This is a genomic window from Pedobacter steynii, from assembly GCF_900103665.1.
GTDB lineage: Bacteria > Bacteroidota > Bacteroidia > Sphingobacteriales > Sphingobacteriaceae > Pedobacter > Pedobacter steynii.
Genome location: NZ_FNGY01000007.1, coordinates 386,542 through 403,946 on the forward strand (window position 1 = coordinate 386,542; position 17,405 = coordinate 403,946).

The 17,405-nt window shown below is 42.7% G+C and carries 17 protein-coding genes; 5 read left to right on the forward strand and 12 right to left on the reverse strand.

Annotation, left to right across the window (positions count from 1 at the left end; genetic code table 11):
* The first annotated feature begins 63 nt into the window (after positions 1-63).
* Positions 64-1,203 carry a nuclear transport factor 2 family protein gene (locus BLQ87_RS33220; protein ID WP_172664921.1) on the forward strand — a complete coding sequence of 380 codons (1,140 nt, stop codon included), beginning with the start codon at positions 64-66 and terminating at the stop codon, positions 1,201-1,203.
* 216 nt (positions 1,204-1,419) lie between these two features.
* On the opposite strand, the gene BLQ87_RS20795 is transcribed toward BLQ87_RS33220, so the two are convergent.
* Positions 1,420-2,085 carry a class I SAM-dependent methyltransferase gene (locus BLQ87_RS20795; RefSeq protein ID WP_074610574.1) on the reverse strand — a complete coding sequence of 222 codons (666 nt, stop codon included), beginning with the start codon at positions 2,083-2,085 and terminating at the stop codon, positions 1,420-1,422.
* A 217-nt stretch (positions 2,086-2,302) separates the two neighbouring features.
* On the opposite strand from BLQ87_RS20795, the gene BLQ87_RS34275 reads away from it, so the two are divergent.
* Together BLQ87_RS34275 and BLQ87_RS20805 are read left to right on the forward strand one after the other, a co-directional pair.
* On the forward strand, positions 2,303-2,431 hold the full coding sequence (locus BLQ87_RS34275; RefSeq protein ID WP_216857838.1) for a sigma-70 region 4 domain-containing protein: 129 nt from the start codon (positions 2,303-2,305) through the stop codon (positions 2,429-2,431).
* Positions 2,432-2,436: 5 nt separating this feature from the next.
* Positions 2,437-2,871, forward strand: coding sequence for a DUF3995 domain-containing protein (locus BLQ87_RS20805; protein ID WP_074610576.1), 435 nt, complete (start codon positions 2,437-2,439; stop codon positions 2,869-2,871).
* A gap of 6 nt (positions 2,872-2,877) precedes the next feature.
* Here the strand turns inward: BLQ87_RS20805 and BLQ87_RS20810 are convergent, their stop codons facing one another.
* The 3 genes from BLQ87_RS20810 to pdxR all read right to left on the reverse strand — a co-directional run bounded on the left by BLQ87_RS20810 (position 2,878) and on the right by pdxR (position 6,006).
* On the reverse strand, positions 2,878-3,567 hold the full coding sequence (locus BLQ87_RS20810) for an SIP domain-containing protein (protein WP_074610578.1): 690 nt from the start codon (positions 3,565-3,567) through the stop codon (positions 2,878-2,880).
* A gap of 84 nt (positions 3,568-3,651) precedes the next feature.
* A complete protein-coding gene (locus BLQ87_RS20815; RefSeq protein ID WP_083361977.1) occupies positions 3,652-4,500 on the reverse strand; it encodes an AraC family transcriptional regulator in 849 nt (282 codons plus the stop codon).
* Positions 4,501-4,539: 39 nt separating this feature from the next.
* Positions 4,540-6,006, reverse strand: coding sequence for a MocR-like pyridoxine biosynthesis transcription factor PdxR (pdxR, locus tag BLQ87_RS20820; protein ID WP_074610852.1), 1,467 nt, complete (start codon positions 6,004-6,006; stop codon positions 4,540-4,542).
* Between the two features lie 118 nt (positions 6,007-6,124).
* On the opposite strand from pdxR, the gene BLQ87_RS20825 reads away from it, so the two are divergent.
* Entirely contained in the window at positions 6,125-6,595 is a 471-nt protein-coding gene (locus BLQ87_RS20825) for a cupin domain-containing protein (protein ID WP_074610580.1), read from the forward strand.
* Between the two features lie 17 nt (positions 6,596-6,612).
* Complete coding sequence (locus BLQ87_RS20830) at positions 6,613-7,497, forward strand: dihydrodipicolinate synthase family protein (protein ID WP_074610582.1); 885 nt, start codon at positions 6,613-6,615, stop codon at positions 7,495-7,497.
* A 151-nt stretch (positions 7,498-7,648) separates the two neighbouring features.
* Here the strand turns inward: BLQ87_RS20830 and BLQ87_RS20835 are convergent, their stop codons facing one another.
* The 8 genes from BLQ87_RS20835 to BLQ87_RS20870 form a co-directional block, all read right to left on the reverse strand.
* The gene (locus tag BLQ87_RS20835; RefSeq protein WP_074610584.1) at positions 7,649-7,864 is read right to left on the reverse strand and encodes a hypothetical protein; all 216 of its coding nucleotides are present in this window, start codon (positions 7,862-7,864) and stop codon (positions 7,649-7,651) included.
* A 67-nt stretch (positions 7,865-7,931) separates the two neighbouring features.
* Positions 7,932-8,420, reverse strand: a complete 489-nt coding sequence (locus BLQ87_RS20840) for a nuclear transport factor 2 family protein (RefSeq protein WP_074610585.1) — start codon at positions 8,418-8,420, stop codon at positions 7,932-7,934.
* Between the two features lie 11 nt (positions 8,421-8,431).
* Entirely contained in the window at positions 8,432-9,514 is a 1,083-nt protein-coding gene (locus BLQ87_RS20845) for a serine hydrolase domain-containing protein (RefSeq protein ID WP_074610587.1), read from the reverse strand.
* Positions 9,514-11,886 (reverse strand): ABC transporter permease, encoded by a 2,373-nt coding sequence (locus BLQ87_RS20850; protein ID WP_074610589.1) that lies wholly within the window; start codon positions 11,884-11,886, stop codon positions 9,514-9,516. Before BLQ87_RS20850 ends, BLQ87_RS20845 begins: the two co-directional genes overlap by 1 nt.
* A 151-nt stretch (positions 11,887-12,037) precedes the next feature.
* Positions 12,038-12,571 (reverse strand): DUF1572 family protein, encoded by a 534-nt coding sequence (locus tag BLQ87_RS20855; RefSeq protein WP_074610590.1) that lies wholly within the window; start codon positions 12,569-12,571, stop codon positions 12,038-12,040.
* A gap of 17 nt (positions 12,572-12,588) precedes the next feature.
* A complete protein-coding gene (locus BLQ87_RS20860; RefSeq protein WP_074610592.1) occupies positions 12,589-13,749 on the reverse strand; it encodes an MFS transporter in 1,161 nt (386 codons plus the stop codon).
* Positions 13,750-13,797: 48 nt separating this feature from the next.
* A complete protein-coding gene (locus BLQ87_RS20865) occupies positions 13,798-14,931 on the reverse strand; it encodes a PepSY-associated TM helix domain-containing protein (RefSeq protein ID WP_074610593.1) in 1,134 nt (377 codons plus the stop codon).
* An 8-nt stretch (positions 14,932-14,939) separates the two neighbouring features.
* Positions 14,940-17,291, reverse strand: coding sequence for a TonB-dependent receptor (locus BLQ87_RS20870; protein WP_074610595.1), 2,352 nt, complete (start codon positions 17,289-17,291; stop codon positions 14,940-14,942).
* Between the last annotated feature and the right edge of the window lie 114 nt (positions 17,292-17,405).

Here is a 17,405-nt window from a genome sequence, read left to right on the forward strand (position 1 = left end):
ACAAATCAAAAGAATCAACGAATATCATCTTCTTCAACTTCAAACCTGATCATTTCCAATTATATGAATAAAACAATAGCCGCATTACTTGTTTTTATTAGCTTATCCCCGGTAGGAAGCTATGCGCAGAAAAAAATCCTGTTCGTCACGTCCAATCAGGATTTTTATGGAAATACAAAAATAACGACGTCCAACCACTTTGAAGAACTCGTCGTCCCCTACGATACCTTTATAAAAGCAGGGTACACTGTCGATTTCATTAGCCCAAAGGGTGGAGCAGTTCCCATTGGTTATATTAACGCGTCAGACAGCCTTCAAAAAAAGTATTTGTATGACGGCTGGTTTATGGACAAATTGGGGCATACAAAGAAACCGACTGAAATTATTGCAGATAACTATATCGCCATTTTTTATGGTGGCGGAGGTGCTGCAATGTTTGGGGTAGCAGAAAACACCGCTATTCAAAAAATTGCAAGGGACATTTACAACAAAAATGGTGTGGTTTCATCAATATGCCATGGAACAGCAGGCTTGGCTTTTTTAAAAGATGAGGCCGGAAATTCACTCTATAAAGGAAGAAAAATTACCGGCTATCCGGACAAATTTGAAAACAGAGATATGGAATATTACAAAGCATTTCCGTTTTCAATAGACCATGCGATTAAAAACAATGATGGAAATTTTGTTCACTCCGACAAAGGCCGGGATGCCTTCTATATTGTTGACGGCAGGTTTGTCACCGGACAAGACCCGACATCTGCTTCCAAAATGGCAAATGAGATCGTTAAAATTCTAAATACCAACTTTAAAGATGGGAATAAGATGGCAGTAAAAAGCGATTTAACTCAAATCACAGAAGTCCTTTCTGACTACATAGAAGGTACGGCAAATGGACAACCCGAACGACTACGCAAAGCCTTTCATCAGAATTTCAATTTGTACACGGTTGCAAAAGACACTTTGTGGATACGTTCAGGAGAACAATATATTGCGAACATAAAGGATGGCCAAAAGTTAAACAGAATAGGACGTATTGTTTCAATTGATATTGAAAAAGATGCTGCAATGGCAAAAGTAGAAATTGTAGTTCCCAATTCGAGAACTTTTACAGACTATTTTCTATTGCTTAAATACCAGAGTACCTGGAAAATTGTACACAAAAGTTACAGCTGGCAGGAATTGCCCAAAGCAGAAAAAAAATAAAAGCACAACTTGCCTCCCCTAACTGATATTAAAACTGCCAGGAAAATTCGTAAAACCTTTGAAAAATAACCATTTAGAAAAGCATTCCTGATGCCTGCCTGTTCAGGTCATACCGGATTTAATGCGCCCATTCTTCCGGAAGTTCCAGCTCATTTTCTGGCGATATCAGCTGATGGATCTTCCGGAGGTGGCGACCGTCCCTGGTAAAAACGCCGCCTATTTTCCTGCGGCAACGATTACGATATCGCGCTGCACAGCTGTACCTAAATTACTTTGGGTATTGTCTTTTTCTTCGATGATTTCCAGGATATGAAAACCTGCCTCTTCCAGTAGTTCACAGAGCATCTTAGCGGTATAAAGTTGAAATTCCCATTTTGTAAAAGGCAGTTGCTCCATGAATTCTTTAGCGGCAAATGCGATGCAGAAACGGCCACCAGGCTTCAATACTTTGTAAATCTCTGCTGCATAAGCCTTGGGATCTTTCCAGAAATAAAGGGTATTCACGGTAAAGATCTTTTGAAAAGTATCCGCTGGAAAATCAAGATGTTCTCCATCAGACAGCTCAAAAGCAACTGATCCAGAGTTCGGCAGGGCATCATTGATTCTGGTCGCTTCCTCAAGCATCGTAATGGAAATATCCGTCCCAATATAGTGTAAACCTGTTGCACTTTCCATCAACAGCGCAATATGGCTGCCATTTCCCTGCCCGATCTCCAGCACCTTTTCATCCGCAGTAAGCTGCAAAGATGCAATCGTTCTGGCAATCATATTTTCATTCGAAAGTGCCATCCGTTCACCCGTCTTTATCCCGGCCTCACCTTTTGGCAGGCTCAGCTGACTGGCCACTTCCTTTAGTTCTTCTTCAGTCCATTCTTTTTTCATTAGCGCTATGTTTTTTTGATGAGCCTATATTTCTTATTGTTTATAAACGGTATTCCGATAAGAATGTAAATCTCTATAAAATAATATTTACCACCTTGTGATTTTAGAAAATTTACATTCAGAACAAAAAGACAAGCTATAGCCATGACCTACAATACCTTACAAAAAAGATTCAGCCCATAGCAGAGTTGATGCCGGGCAAGGGAAGAAAATTTTCCTGCTTAATCATGACGATAAGCTAAAGTATTCCGATATTGCGGCTTTATTGGGCATCTCTGTAAATACAGTAAAGACACAGATTAAACCTGCCTGCCAGTTTATCAGACAATACAACAATACGAATTAACAACAATGATATTTGCACTAGTCGCTATTAACACCCTAATCTTTATCTTCCTTTCTTTCTTGCACATTTATTGGGTTTTTGGAGGAACCTGGGCCTTAAAAAATGCATTACCGGTAAGAGTTAGCGGGGAACAGGCCATGAAGCCGGGTAAGTTTGGAACCCTGATCGTTGCATTGGGACTTGCCTTATTTGCTTTCATTACCCTGGCAAACATTGGCATCGCAGATTCACTAATAGACAGAAGGTATATTCATATTGCCACTTATGTCATTTCCGGAATATTCTGCCTTCGTGCTATCGGAGATTTCAAATACATCGGGCTGATGAAAAGTATCAAGGGAACCAATTTCGCAAAAGAAGACACCAGGACTTATGTTCCGCTCTGCCTTGTGCTTTCCTTATTTAGCTTATCGATTCCACTCATGACCTGCGGACAATAAGCAGGCTTACCACCAGAATCCCTGTACTTTTACCGCGGCATCAAAATCTGGCAAGCTCCGGATTTTTTGTTTCAGCCCTACTACCATAGGTACATTTCCGGCAATATATATGGCATTGCTTCCCCATTGCTGCTCTTTTAGCCAGTTATGCAGGTTATCAATGTTATTGCTCAGCTTTGGAGGAATCGCTTCAAGCAAAGTATCAAAATAACTGGTAAATTCTGCGCGGTGATTCTCTTCTTTGATCACCAATGCCCCGGCTACATTTCCTTTTCCCACCAATTGCTCTAAAGCGAGGAAATGCCCTACACAGGAGCTATCGCCAAGACATAGGATCTGCTTACCATCTACAGGTTTTGCATTGGTCCCTCCTATTCCGAGGTAACAGATCTGATCACCTTTACGCAATTGAGCAACCCATTTACTGCCATCTCCATCATGGGAAGCATCAATATAAAGTGTACAGGTTTGCGTTTCTGCATCCCAGCTTGCAGGGGTATAGTCCCGGTACACGTACTCTGCTACCTTCGTTTTCATATGTTGTACGGAAGTCCATTTATCCATATCTACTCCCGGAAGGTGCAGGTCTACCTCATAAAAAGTAGAAGGATTCCAGCTTCTGACTTCCAGAACAATCCCCTTTTTACCCAATTGTCGTTCGATTAATTGCAGCGCTTTCTTTTTCAGCATATTCATACCCGTATCATTTTATAATCCATTACAAAACAACAGCAAAAAGAAAGCAACAACAATGCAGGATCAAGGGTAACTATTGGACGATTAGCGGTAACTCTTTCTAAACTTCCCTGCAGAACCTCCGGCAACCTTGGTAAACAACCTCGAAAAATAGGTATGATCGGCAAAGCCCAGAGAGAAAGCTATCTCTTTCAGGCTAAGGTCGGTATGGTACAACAACCGTTTTGCTTCCAATATAATTTCATGATGAATCCAGTAGCTCACCGGAAATCCGGTATTGGACTTTACCACTTCGTTGAGGTAAGTGAGGGAGATATTCAGTTTAGCCGCATATTCAGCAGGCCCTTTTACGGTTTTAAAATCCTGGAGCAACAACGTTCTGAACTGCCGGGTTAACTGTACCGGCCTTGTATTTAAAGCTTCACTTTTGGGCTTACTCAGCAGGTAAGCTTCAGTGGTCATCCCAATATAGGAAGAAAGCAGGGAATGAACGATCTGTTTACTCAATGGCTGATTCATATCCAGGAATCTTTCATGAACCAGCTGAATACACTGCTTAAATTTAGCCTCCGCAACCGGGTCCAGCATCAGCGCCTCCTGCTCCAAAATCACATGTTCCAGAATCTGACGGTATTCATCCGCAACCAGCAGTGTTTCCACCGCAAGAAACCAACCAGAGGAACGTTCTGTGTTCAGGATATGGTGTACCTGCCCGGGAATAATATATAATAACGCAGAACCCTTCACATCAATGGTCTTAAAATCGAGCATCACCTGCGTATCCCCTTCTTCCTGAAAAATGAAAATATAATGATCATCCCGATGTGCCCCAAGCAGGGTTGCCCGGTTCTTGTCGATACTTTGGAAATAAAGCATTTCCAGACCTATGCCATTGCGTTCGGCCATTTTATGTACAGGAATATGTTGTTTCATTTGTATGCTGTTAAATTCAAATATTCTGAGAAAAGACGATTAAGGAAGCAAAGAAGCAATGATCTGGATTCCCCGTTCCAGTTCTGCTTCGTCCAGGGCCGCATAGCCCAGACGTAAGGCATTTAAAGGTTTCCCATTGAAAGAAAACCTTTCCGTGGAAATCACCTGAACACCATGTTCCAGCAGGAGCTCTGAAAAAGCAATGGTATCAACCGGCTGTTTAAACCTTAACCAGAAGGCCAGTCCACCTTCAGGAAGTTGATAATCTGCTTTTTCCTTCAGGTACTGATCCAGGTATTTACTCATCAGGGACCTTCTATCGCGATAGATGCCCAATGCCCGTTTCGCATGTTTATTGACAATCCCTTCCTCCATTAATTCTGCCACTGCATTTTCCATTACCGGATCTCCCTGACGGTCGATGGTCATCCTTAATGCCGCGAGGGAATCAATAAATGAGGCAGGACCAGCCACATAGCCCACCCTTACCGCCGGAGCGATGAGTTTACTCAGGGAGCTGATATAGATCACATTTTCTGCCTGGTCATAACTCGCAAGCGGCAGTAAACTTCTCAGCCCAAAGTGGTAATCATGGTCATAATCGTCTTCTACAATGGCAAATCCATATTGATTGGAAAGTGCTAACAATTGTAACCTCCGGTCGGCCTTCATACTTACTGTAGTCGGAAACTGATGATGTGGAGTTACATAAACCGCCTTCAGCTGACCTTTCCTGCACAGTTGCTCCAGTTCCGCAATGCGAATGCCCTGTTCATCAATCTCCACAGCCTCAATGCTGGCTCCCGCATGTTTAAATGCTTCAAAAGCAGGCCGGTATCCAGGTGTTTCCATCGCCACTACATCACCGGGTTTGATCAGAATCTGGGCGGTAAGATACAGCGCCATCTGGCTGCCCCGGGTAATGCAGATCTGCCCGATACCGAAACTCAAACCACGGTCCATGGTCAGCATGGTAGAAATGGCCGTCCGCAGCCGCTCTTCCCCTCTTTCATTGGCATATCCCAACATTCTCCACCTTGCTTTTTGCTGAAAGATCCGCTTATATGCACGTGCGAGTTCATCCAGGGGGGCCAGTTTCACATCAGGTAATCCATCATTAAAAACGATTAAAGGAACAGCTGAATTTACGCTTGCCGGCATTCCGGAGCCAAATGCGGTAAAGGAAAAATTCTTTACCGAAGAGATGCTCTCTTCATTTCTTTGCCTGCGCCGTTCTTTTTGCTTTGGCAGTTTTTCTGAGACAAAGGTTCCCTTTTTATAAGCTGTTTCCAACCAGCCCTCTGCCATCAGTTCTTCATAAGCCAGCACCACGGTTTTACGGTTTACGCCAATGTCGGCAGCCAGAATTCTGCTGCCCGGCAAAGACATTCCCGGTTTTAGCCGCCCTTTTTTGATCTCTCCGATAATCCCGTCGGCAATCTGCTGGAATACAGACTTATGACTCCCTAATTCGATGTTCAGTATGGTTTTCCAAGGTCTCAGCATCTGGCCCATTAGTTTTAGTAAAAACTGGATGATTTTAGTAAGCCAAAAATACACAAAATTTGTCCTGTCAAAAGGAATTGACATTTAATAATTTTTCACCCGATTAAAATTCAATATCATGAAAACAACAGCAGAAAAAACAGCACAACTCTCTTCAAAAGATTTCCACCAAACCTTTGCCCGTCCAAACTATGTAAGACCTGAGAAGTTCATACACCAAAATGTAGAACAGGCAGGGGTTCATAACCAGTTCTCTACAGAAAGAAAACACCCCGTATTTTTTGTAGACCTTCCCACCAGAAATGTAAGCATGACCATCGGCGGACTTTTACCGGGACAGCTGACCAACAAACACCGCCATACTTATGAAACCGTCTTATTTGTCATAGAAGGTAAAGGATATACCGAAATAGAAGGTGAAAAAATAGAATGGCAGGCAGGAGATGCGGTATATATTCCGGTATGGGCATGGCACCGCCATCAAAACCTGAGTGATACCGAACCGGCAAAATACATCGCCTGTGAAAATGCTCCTCAGTTACAACACCTGGGTGTCGCATTAAGAGAAGAAGAAGGCAGAGACATTTAATTCAAACTCCAATGCACATGAATAACCCTACATTTAAAGGCATTATTGCCTACCCCATTACCCCCTTTAATACGCAGGAACAGGTAGATCTTCCCCTATTCAAAAAACTCGTAGAGCGTTTGGTTACTTCCGGCTCCCATGGCATTGCGCCTCTTGGCAGCACAGGGGTGATGCCCTACCTCAACGACGAGGAAAAGGAAGCCATCACTGAAGCTACCATCCAACAGGTAGCTGGAAGACTTCCTATAGTTACCGGAGTATCAAACCTCACGACAGAAAGGACGATTTACCATGCTAAATTTGCAGAGAAAGCAGGAAGCACCGCAGTAATGATCATTCCGATGAGTTACTGGAAGCTAACAGATAACGAGATTTTCAGTCATTATGAAGCAGTTGCGAAATCCATCTCTATTCCAATTATGGCCTATAACAACCCGGCTACAGGTGGAGTGGACATGTCCCCGACCCTGCTGAAAAAGTTACTGGAAATTCCGAATGTCACGATGATCAAGGAAAGCTCCGGAGATTTGCAACGGATGCATACCCTCCGCAGAGATTTAGGAGAAGATGTGGCTTTCTTTAATGGCTCTAATCCGCTTGCCCTGGGTGCTTTTGCTGCAGGAGCCCTCGGTTGGTGCACCGCAGCGGCAAACCTGATTCCTGAGTTGAATACCGGTTTGTATGATGCCATTCAGAAGAACGACTTACATACTGCTCAAAACGTCTTTTATAAACAGCTTAATTTGTTAAAATATATGCTGACAAAGGGTCTTCCAAGAGCAATTAAATCAGGTCTGGAAATCCTTGGCGAAGATGGTGGCGAGCTGAGAGGCCCGCTAAAACCACTTAATAGTCAGGAGGTAACGGAATTAGCTACCTTACTTAATACATTAAAAGCATAACGCCAACGATTCTTAACCCGGATAGTCCTACCTGGGTTAAGAATTTCGATCAGGGGGAATACTGCCCTCATTTTCCATTAAAATCAGCTACAGAAAAGCAATACCGGGAAACTGGAATTTGTAATCGAAAAACCGGAATTCTCAAATCAGCTTAAGCGGGATCATCTTTTTTGCTTACATGATCTGCAAGCTCATAACCACCCGATTCTCCTTTATCGTCCAGAAACAGCAATACAATCAGGGAAATGATTGGAATCAGAAAGGAAATAAAAAACCAGAAAAAGAAGTTTCTACCCATGCTTTTCGCAAGAATCCCAGCCACTGTCTGTGGAATCAACAACACACATATTAAGAGTAATTCGGGCATATTTGAAACACATTATTACAAGAAATTACGTGTTTCAAATATAACAATTAGCCGCTAAAAGGTACAACTAATGATCATAACTGATTACCCTTGTCATTTTCCATGCACCGTTTTTCAGTTCCCAGACCTGAACAAACTTAAAAATACCGATCTCTTCTTTGCCATTCTCCACATGGGTAAACTGATGAACCCCTACTTCTATCGCTCCAAAATCCTTAAGCGGATACACCTCGATACTCCCGACCAGGGTTCTTTTTAGCGGAGAAGCAGCGTTGCTGGCAAACATTTTTTTAAAGCTTTCCATCGTTTGCTGGTAATTGGTCACCTTCCCGCCATCGTTGTAAAACTCTACGTTCTCTGCAAAAACATGGCTCAATGTTTTCAAATCCCGGGCATTAAAGGCATCAAAACAAACACTGTCCATATGTGCAATTGTCCGGTACAGTTCAGCATCTTTCATCACATAAGCTTTTCCCTGAGCTTTCAGACCGGAACTAAAAATAAGACTGAGCAATATAGTTGTTGCTATAAAAAAAGGAATGGAGGTTCTTTTCATGGTTTGTTGGTTTAGGGTTGTTTCATTTCTATATCAATAATTTTCTGGCCTTTCTCTTTCAGGTATTCCCGGATAATGCCCACATAGGTCTTTGTGCCATTGTCTGAATTCGTAAAAATGATCAGCGCATCTTTTGATTTTGGCAATGCGATGGCAATCGTTCTTGCTCCGGGATCAGATCCTCCATGAGAGAGTCCATAAGCTCCCGCCCCAAGCTGTTCATAGATCACCCAGCCCAAAGCCATCAGATTGTCGGCTTTGATCTTTACCTGAGGAACCATCATTTGATCAAAGGTTTTGAGCGATAATAATTTGCCATTCATCAAAGCCGTTAAGAAAGCAGCGTAGTCTTTTATCGTGATCGTCATCAGATCTGCTGCATTCGCATGTTTATTCCGGTTGATCTCCAGTATCTTCCCATTTTCATCGTGAGGAACTGCAAATCTGGACTCATCAACACCGGTATTCCAGGTAAAATGGCTATCGGACATACCTAATGGTTTAAAAATCAAGTCCTCAACCAGCTTTTCATAAGATTGTTTAAACTTACTTTCTAAAGCACGTCGCAGGTACTCCATGCCTTCTCCGGAATATTGATATTTGGTACCCGGTTCAAATTCAAAGGCCAGTTTTCCTGATTTAAGATTGCTGCGCCAGTTAGGAAAACCAGTCTGATGACTCAGGATGTGTCTCGTGCTGAGCTTTCTACTTCTTGGATCATCCTTTACATCGGGGTCAGTCCAATACTTATAAAGTGGTTCATCCAGATCCCATTTCCCCTGTTCCACCAGTTTTAAAGTCAGCACTGCCGTAACCGTCTTCGTAATGGAGGCTACATTATAAATCGAATTGTACGGCGCCGGAACACCCTTCTTAAGTTCGCCATAAACATTGATCTCTTTCAATACGCCATCTCTGATCATCCCGATCGCCACACTGGGAATTTTATTCGCTTTCATCCAGGAGGCAATAGCGGCACTATTCTCTTTAATTGGAATATCAGCCGTATCTTTTTCACTTTGACCTAAGGCCAGCGTGCAACACAGTAAGCTCATCAGCAGACCGGACAACATTAATTTAAGTAAGTTCATCATTATTCTGCTTTAAGACATTTAACAGGATCTGCAGCCGCTGCTTTTATAGATTGGATCGCTACTGTAAGCCAGGAGATCAATAATGCGAGAAGACCGGCAGCAACAAAATACCAGATTTGTAATTCTATTCTGTAGGCAAAGGTATTTAACCAATACTTCGTCATGATATAACTTACAGGAAGCGCAATCAGGATTGCCCCGATGACCGGTTTCGTGAAATCTTTTGATAAAATGACCACAAGGCTCAGTTCCGAGGCACCCAATACCTTTCTGATGCCGATCTCTTTGAGCCTTCTCTCCGCGGTAAAGGTAGCCAGTCCGAATAACCCCAGACAAGAGATGAGCACTGCCAATGCAGAAAAATAGCGGGACAGTATAGCCACCCTTTGCTCCGATACATATTGTGCCTGGAAATCCTGATCCAGGAATCTATAGTCCAGTACAAAACCTGGATTAAAGTTTTTGTAGAGTTGCTGGAGATCTGCCACCGTCTGCTTTTCAGCTCCCGATTTGATCTTGATCATGACCCTGGTTAATTCATTCGCTTCAAACCTGAAGAACATCGGTTTCACTTCCTTATGCAGGGACTCAAAATTAAAGTCCTTTACCACACCAATAATCTGATAATCTTTACCCCAGAGGCCAAAGATTTTACCGACCGGATTTTTCAGTCCCATTACTTTTATCCCCGCTTCATTAATCAGCACTTTAGCGCTATCTGATCCATATTGATCTGAAAAACTACGGCCATCAGCCATTGTCATCCCCAGTGTTTCAATTAAACCACTTCCTATTCTTCCTTTTTGAAACTTCACCTGTTCTTTTGGATTACGGCCTTCCCACTGGAAATCACCTGTAGTAGCACTCAGGTCGCCCAGAAAATTCCGGTCCATTCCTCCCGCATGCAATACACCGGGAATCTTTTTAACTTCCGACAAAAAGGAATTTATATTTCCTTTTACCCGCCCTTCCGTTTCAAAATACAATACATTGTCCTTTTTAAACCCGGGACTTTTGGTTTGTACAAATTCGATTTGTTTATAGACCACAAAAACCGATACAATCAGGATCACAGAAAGCGTAAACTGAAAGACCACCAGGCCTCTTCTGGTCCACAATTCGCTCAGGGTATTGCCCAATTTCCCCTTTAAAGCAGCTGCCGGATTAAATCCGGAAAGATATAGCGCGGGATAACTGCCGGATAGCAAACCTGTAAATAAGGCGATCCCCAAAAAGGTCAGTACCATGTCGAGGCTAAAATTTAAAGCCAGGTGTTTATCCGTAATCGCATTAAACTGAGGAAGAAAAAGTTCTACACCCAATAAGGCCAGGAATAAAGCCAGAAAGGTCAGCAGCACCGATTCCGACATATACTGCAGAATCAGCGATTTTCTGCTTGCGCCCATCACTTTCTTAATGCCCACTTCTTTCATCCTTCTCGAAGCTTTAGCCGTAGATAAGTTCATGAAATTGATACAGGCAATCACGAGGATGAAAACGGCAATTAAAGAGAACAATTGCACATAATCAATTCTTCCCCCCGTCATTACCCCATTTTCATATTTACCGTACAGGTAACCATCAGCATAGGGTCTGATAAATAGCTTCCGGAAATTTTGCCCCTTTCCAACCATGTAATCTTTAATTTTTTTCGAAAACTCGTCAGGATCTGTACCGTCTTTCAGCACGACAAAGGTATTGGGTCCGTGATTACCCCATTTTACATAGTTGGAATTCGCCATCAGGACCTCCAGCGGGACCAGGTAATCAAAATGATCTGAAGAATGATCAGGCACATTTTTGAAGACACCGGAGATCAATGCATGATTTTCTCCTTTTAACTCTGAATTTGCCCAAAGAATTTCCCTGCCAACCACATCTGTAGTCTGAAATAACTTCTTTGCCAGCTCTTCCGAAATGACAATGTTATTTTTTTCCCTCAGTACCTGGTCGATATTTCCTGCGATCAGCGGGTAGGAAAAGGCTTTCAAAAAATCCGGGCTGACGAATTTACCTGCCGCCTTTATCCCTCTGCCATTCGCTATATATACCTTACTGGCTTCCAGCCAATAAGTGGGCGTAGTGGTTACCGCCATCGTTACTTCAGGCATTTCCTTCGCCAATGACTCGGCAAGTAAACCTGAAGTCCCATCGCCGGTATTGATTCCGTCTTCCGTCGTTTCATTTTCCATCACCTGGAAAAGCCTGCCGCTGTTGGCGTGAAACTTATCCATCGCCAATTCATCTGCGACCCAAAGGTAAATCATCAGGGCGCAGCAAAGGCCTGCTGAAAGCCCAAACAAATTGATTAAGAATGAACTCTTATATCTTTTGAAATTCCGGTAAATCAATAACAGGTGATGTTGAAACATAATGATCCTTATTTTTATTCCTCCAATGCCAATCACATGCCACAGCTAAAAACCTGCATCACGGTCATAGAAAAGCACTTTTCAAATAGAGGTGTTCACATTCGGACAGTATTGCTGTACAAATTCGGACATGATCGCTCCTGCTAAATCGTTATCTTATTTTACTTTGATTTTCTTTTACCTGATTAAAAGCATTGGAGCCTCCTCTTGGAATGGACAAGGAAGTCCAGCTTTCAGAGCATAACATTTTACCTATAAATACAATTTGTCCGATATGGTAAGGATAATGGGCCAGTTGTCTGTTCAATGCTTCAGTTACGGAGTGTTTTTCATGACGGATCAAAATTTCTCTGGCAAGGTCTGTTTCTTTTAGATCATAGACCACTGTTAGAAAACATTTCCAGCCTGCATCCCAGCAGCGCAAAAGTTCAGCTCTTGATTGCAGGTCGTTATCAAATTCTGATTCCCGGTTTCTGTTTTCTTTCTCTCCGTCTGTGGTAAAGAAATCTGTCCACCTGGAGATCATATTTCCGGAAAGGTGTTTCACAATGGTCGCAATGCTGTTGCTTTGAGGGTCGTACTGCCAAAACAGCTGTTCATCAGAAAGCTGGGCAAAGGTTTTCTCTCCCAATGCTTTATAATATTCCAGCTGATGTTTCACACTTTCCAGATAACTTTTAGTCATCTGATAAAATTAGAAAATTATTTAGCCAAAACCATCGTTTTGTTTCTGCTGATCAACATCCAGGCAAAAAGTGCCCCTGTTAAGGCCATCACCGTCCCTACCCATACCGGGGAGGTATAATCATAACCTGCAGCAAGCGGCAGTCCACCGAGAAAGGCGCCCAATGCATTTCCGATATTGAAACTCGCCTGACTTACCGAAGCGGCAATCATTTCAGAACCTTTAGCCGTATTGATCATCAGCATTTGAATCGGTGCAGCCAACGCAAACGCAACGGCACCGGTGATAAAGGTCATCACCAGAGAAAGCACCTGATTGCCGGAAATATAGTGGACGATAAACAAAGTGATGGCCATTGCAATCAATAGAGAAACCGAAGCTTTTGCCGGAGAGAAACGGTCCGCCAGTTTACCTCCGATAAAGTTCCCGACCAGCATTCCCAAACCTGCAAGCACAAGGATATAAGTAATGGAATCCGGAGAGAAACCGGAAACATCGGTCAGCAATGGGGCAATATAACTGTACCAGGAGAATAAACCTCCGGTTCCGATAGCGATCATCAGGATGATCAGCCAGGCCTCAGGAAGCTTGAAAAAAGCAAGTTCTTTTTTTAAATCCCTGTCTTTTGTTGCAGAAAGGTTCGGCATCCAAAGCTTAAGACTTAACAAAGTGATCAGGCCTACAATGACGATGATTACAAAGGTATACCTCCAGGAATAGTGATGTCCGATATAAGTTCCCAGGGGAACGCCAATTACATTGGCGATCGTTAAACCGGCAAACATGAGTGATACGGCTTGTGCTTCTTTTCCTTTTCCGGCAATGCGGCTCGCTACAACAGAACCTACACCAAAGAAGGCACCATGTGGAAGACCGGCCAGAAAACGCGCGGCAAGCATGGTGGTATAATCCGGAGAGAAAGCGGAAAGGGCATTAAACGCGGTAAACATCACCATCAATGCGAGAAGAATCTTTTTAGGAGGATAGCTTCCGGCAATGGCAACCAGCACCGGAGCGCCTACCACTACCCCTAAAGCATAAGAAGAAATCAGGTGTCCTGCCTGAGGGATGGTAATGTTCAGATCTTTGGCAATATCGGGCAACAAACCCATCATTACAAATTCTGTGATGCCAATCCCAAGTCCGCCAAGGGTTAAAGTGAGTAAACTTTTCTTCATATCCAGCTAAAGTTAGTGTAAAAAATACACCTCGCAAATTTAGCTAAATTAAACAGAGATATTCGTCGTACTTAGGTCATATCGAACCTTAGCAACAACTGGTTTTTTCTTCTTTTTTCTTTTTTTCCACCAGATGACAAATCCGGTAACCGGCAGACTTGCAGAGATTAAACTGGCAATGCAAGCGATAATTTTACCAAACCAGCCAAAGAGCTGTCCGGTATGCAGGTTGTAATTTGTAGCCTCATAGAAATCGGCGTTATTAAAATCCTTGTATAACTTTGAACGCAGCAATTGTCCGCTGGTTTCATCGAAAAAGAAAGAATTCTGATTTCTTGCCCAGCGATAAGGATACATTGTTCTCAATCGAATTTCTCCATTTTTTCTAACCGATATCGAAGAAGAAGTTACTCCCGGATACTGAAGCAATATAGACTGATACATTTGATTATAGCGAACAGCAAGTGGCCCATGATTTTCCTTTTGTGGAACATCTTTCTCTTTCCTGCCTTCGCTTAATTTGCTGCCGGTGAAAAAGCTGACTCCGGTTTTCACCTCTTTAAAAGCAAAATACAATCCAGATAAAGAAACCACGATTAAAATTCCCGAAGCATAAAAGCCGAGCACATTGTGAAGGTCATAATTAACTCTTTTAAAAGAGCCCTTCCACTTGATAGAGAGCGACTGCCTTAACAAACGCATTTGATTTGGGAACCACAGCACGAGCCCCGTCAGCAACATGAACACGAAAATTACCACAGACCAGCGTTGAATAAACTTCCCGGTTTCTCCCAAAAGCAGGGTCATGTGAATATCTAAAACCACGCTCAGCCAATCCGCCCCTCCTTTATTCACCAACTGACCATCATAGGGATTAAAATAATAAACCCTTTTCTTCTTAGTGCTGACTGCAACTGTTGCATTAGGCTCAGACTCTGTGATGCGGATCAGGGTAATCTTTTCCTTGGGCGCAAGCTGTTCAAAGTTCCGGATGACCTGATCAAGTCCAACAAAAGGCTTTTGCTCAACCAGAACATATTTGTATTCCTTTTGCGTCGCGTCTCTGATCTCTTCTTCGAAAACATACAGACATCCCGTTACGCTGATAATAAACACCACCAGCCCGGTACCTAAACCGAGCCAGAGGTGTATTTGCCTTACCGCATTTTTAAATTGCTTCATTGTTTTTATTAAAAAGCATAACCCACAGCAAGGTTAAATCTTCGTCCGTTACCTCTGGCATAATTAAGACCAGAGCCATAGAACTGAGATATGCTCGGATAATAGGTTTTATTTAAAACGTTTTCGATTCCAAGATTCAGGCGTAATGCCTCGTTCACCTTGTATGCTGCCGCGAAATTAAATAAATCATATGATTTTACGGGACCTTCACCAATCAGGTAAACACCCGTCTTTTCATTGCGTTTAAAACGGTCTCTGTTTCCAACACGCATCCAGTTCAGGTCTACACTCAGGTTTTTCAATCCAGAATACCTGATGTAAGCAGTAGTTTTAGAAGGAGGAATCCTCGTGCTGTTCAGGTAAACATCCGTTGATCCGTCGAATTTACCATCGTCATCTACATCTCCTTTGCCTTCTACCTTCGCATAATTACCACCAATCAGCAAGCCTTCTATTATTGGATAATCAGCCTGAATTTCAAAGCCGTACACCCTTTCCGGAATTCGTTGAGAAATGTATCTCCCATCCACTTCAAGCAGGTTTGCCCCTAATTTTGAGGTACTGATATAATAGGCAGCGCTGAAGTTTAGTTTCTCTATGGTACTGCTGAAACCGGCTTCATAATTGTTGACAATAATTGGTTTTGTTTCCAGCTGGGCTAAAGTATTACTTGTCGCCACCCTAAGTACCCTTCCTACTTCAAATACAGAAAAAGACTGGGCATAACTTACAAATGGGTTAAACACTTTCCAGGCAGAATACCTTGCTCCGGCATTAAATACAAAAGCATTGTAATTTAAGGTTCCACCTTTTACCGCTACATTTCCATTTCCTTTAGCATCGAGAAGTGTCCTGAAATCACCCACCTTGATGTTCATGTTTTCTGACCTTAATCCTGCTTTAATCGTCAGATCGGTCAGGATATTAGCGGTTGCCTGAACATAAGGAGCAACATTCAGCATGTTCATTTTTGGCACCCATGTCCTGCCATCTACCAGGTTTTGAGCGGTCTTGTCATTCAACAGATCCAGACCATAATTTACCTGCATCAGCACCTGTGGAGAGAGCGAGAATGGCGTATTTAAATTTAAACGTGCTCCTTTTTTTGTCGACAACAAGGCCGACTGTCCACCTCCTGCAAAGGAAGCACTATTGGAATAAATGGTATAAAAATCCTGATAATATACATTAGCGGTAAGGTCTGTGTTCCCTACTATTTGCTTGCTGGTATATTGAAGGTTTGCATTGTGATTGAAACGGGTTCCTTCATCTACTCCCGGTCTGTCGCCCCGCACACCGATGGCTGGGGACACCTGGTAAACTCCGGCTTTATTCACATAACGGGAATCCTGTCTGGAGCTAAAATAGTTGTACATCAGGTCCAAACGTTGTTTTTCAGAAATGTCGTAGCCGAGTTTTACAAAACCATTGTAAGATTTTGTTTCTCCGAGACCATACTCAGGCGAGATGACCAGTCCTTCGGCATCGCGGGATACCCCTGTTTTCTCGTACATGCCACTTACCAGATAATCGAACTTTTTCAGTTTACCATAGAACTGCTGCGTTGCACGGTAGCCAATGGTACTGTCGCCTTTTGTATTACCGGTAAGCCCGATTTGTGAATATCCACCAAATGTTTTTCCGGCATTGCCTTTTTTAGTGATGTAATTGATCAATCCACCTTCTGCACCATTTCCATAAATGGCAGTTGCGCCTTTGATCACTTCTACCCGTTCAATCACAGAAGGGTCAATGCTTCGGATGTCTCTTCCTCCTGCCCTTAACGGCGTAGATTGAGGAATTCCATCGATCAGAACCAATACATTTCTACCGCGCAGGGTTTGTCCGGAATTTCCGGTTTGATTGGTAGCCATACCCAATCCCGGAACGCTGTACGATAGAATATTTGCCAGGTTAGGACTGATGATAGACTGTGTGCTGATGTCTTTTGCTGTTAGTATCGTTACTGAAGAAGGCGTCTGCGACAATGATTCTGCCCTTCTGCTGGCAGAAACGATCACCTCCGACAAGTCTGCATGCTGTTCTTTTAGGATAACCTGAAGATCTGTAGTCCCTGCTGCTGAGACAGACACTTCTTTTTGTTGTTTTTCATATCCGGTTATAGAGATTGTCAACGTATAATTTCCAGCTGGAATTCCGCCAAATATAAACTTGCCATTCTTATCTGAGCTCGTTTTCAGACCCAGTTTTTTGATGCTGATATTAGAAAAAGGTAGGTTTTGATTTAATGAATCGGTTACTGTTCCTGTAATTGTTCCTTTGCCAGACTGGGCAAATAGATTCCAGGGTAAAAAGAACACAGAGAGCGCTGCAAATAAAAGTAAAGGTTTAAGCTTCATGTATGGAGGTTTTGAGCGGCAAAGATAGATTAATTTAGATTAATTACAAATAGAACAACACCTTGCTTTCTATCCTGTTCTTTGAGCTAATTCATTTTTTTTCAAACACTTTGA

What these genes read in the sequence shown, in the direction of transcription:
- BLQ87_RS20860 (WP_074610592.1), bottom strand. Translation starts at nt 13,749, where the DNA reads ATGAAGAAAAGTTTACTCACTTTAACCCTTGGCGGACTTGGGATTGGC.
- BLQ87_RS20805 (WP_074610576.1), top strand. Translation starts at nt 2,437, where the DNA reads ATGATATTTGCACTAGTCGCTATTAACACCCTAATCTTTATCTTCCTT.
- BLQ87_RS20845 (WP_074610587.1), bottom strand. Translation starts at nt 9,514, where the DNA reads ATGATGAACTTACTTAAATTAATGTTGTCCGGTCTGCTGATGAGCTTA.
- BLQ87_RS20835 (WP_074610584.1), bottom strand. Translation starts at nt 7,864, where the DNA reads ATGCCCGAATTACTCTTAATATGTGTGTTGTTGATTCCACAGACAGTG.
- BLQ87_RS20795 (WP_074610574.1), bottom strand. Translation starts at nt 2,085, where the DNA reads ATGAAAAAAGAATGGACTGAAGAAGAACTAAAGGAAGTGGCCAGTCAG.
- pdxR (WP_074610852.1), bottom strand. Translation starts at nt 6,006, where the DNA reads ATGCTGAGACCTTGGAAAACCATACTGAACATCGAATTAGGGAGTCAT.
- BLQ87_RS20840 (WP_074610585.1), bottom strand. Translation starts at nt 8,420, where the DNA reads ATGAAAAGAACCTCCATTCCTTTTTTTATAGCAACAACTATATTGCTC.
- BLQ87_RS20815 (WP_083361977.1), bottom strand. Translation starts at nt 4,500, where the DNA reads ATGAAACAACATATTCCTGTACATAAAATGGCCGAACGCAATGGCATA.
- BLQ87_RS20810 (WP_074610578.1), bottom strand. Translation starts at nt 3,567, where the DNA reads ATGAATATGCTGAAAAAGAAAGCGCTGCAATTAATCGAACGACAATTG.
- BLQ87_RS20870 (WP_074610595.1), bottom strand. Translation starts at nt 17,291, where the DNA reads ATGAAGCTTAAACCTTTACTTTTATTTGCAGCGCTCTCTGTGTTCTTT.
- BLQ87_RS20850 (WP_074610589.1), bottom strand. Translation starts at nt 11,886, where the DNA reads ATGTTTCAACATCACCTGTTATTGATTTACCGGAATTTCAAAAGATAT.
- BLQ87_RS20830 (WP_074610582.1), top strand. Translation starts at nt 6,613, where the DNA reads ATGAATAACCCTACATTTAAAGGCATTATTGCCTACCCCATTACCCCC.
- BLQ87_RS20855 (WP_074610590.1), bottom strand. Translation starts at nt 12,571, where the DNA reads ATGACTAAAAGTTATCTGGAAAGTGTGAAACATCAGCTGGAATATTAT.
- BLQ87_RS33220 (WP_172664921.1), top strand. Translation starts at nt 64, where the DNA reads ATGAATAAAACAATAGCCGCATTACTTGTTTTTATTAGCTTATCCCCG.
- BLQ87_RS20865 (WP_074610593.1), bottom strand. Translation starts at nt 14,931, where the DNA reads ATGAAGCAATTTAAAAATGCGGTAAGGCAAATACACCTCTGGCTCGGT.
- BLQ87_RS20825 (WP_074610580.1), top strand. Translation starts at nt 6,125, where the DNA reads ATGAAAACAACAGCAGAAAAAACAGCACAACTCTCTTCAAAAGATTTC.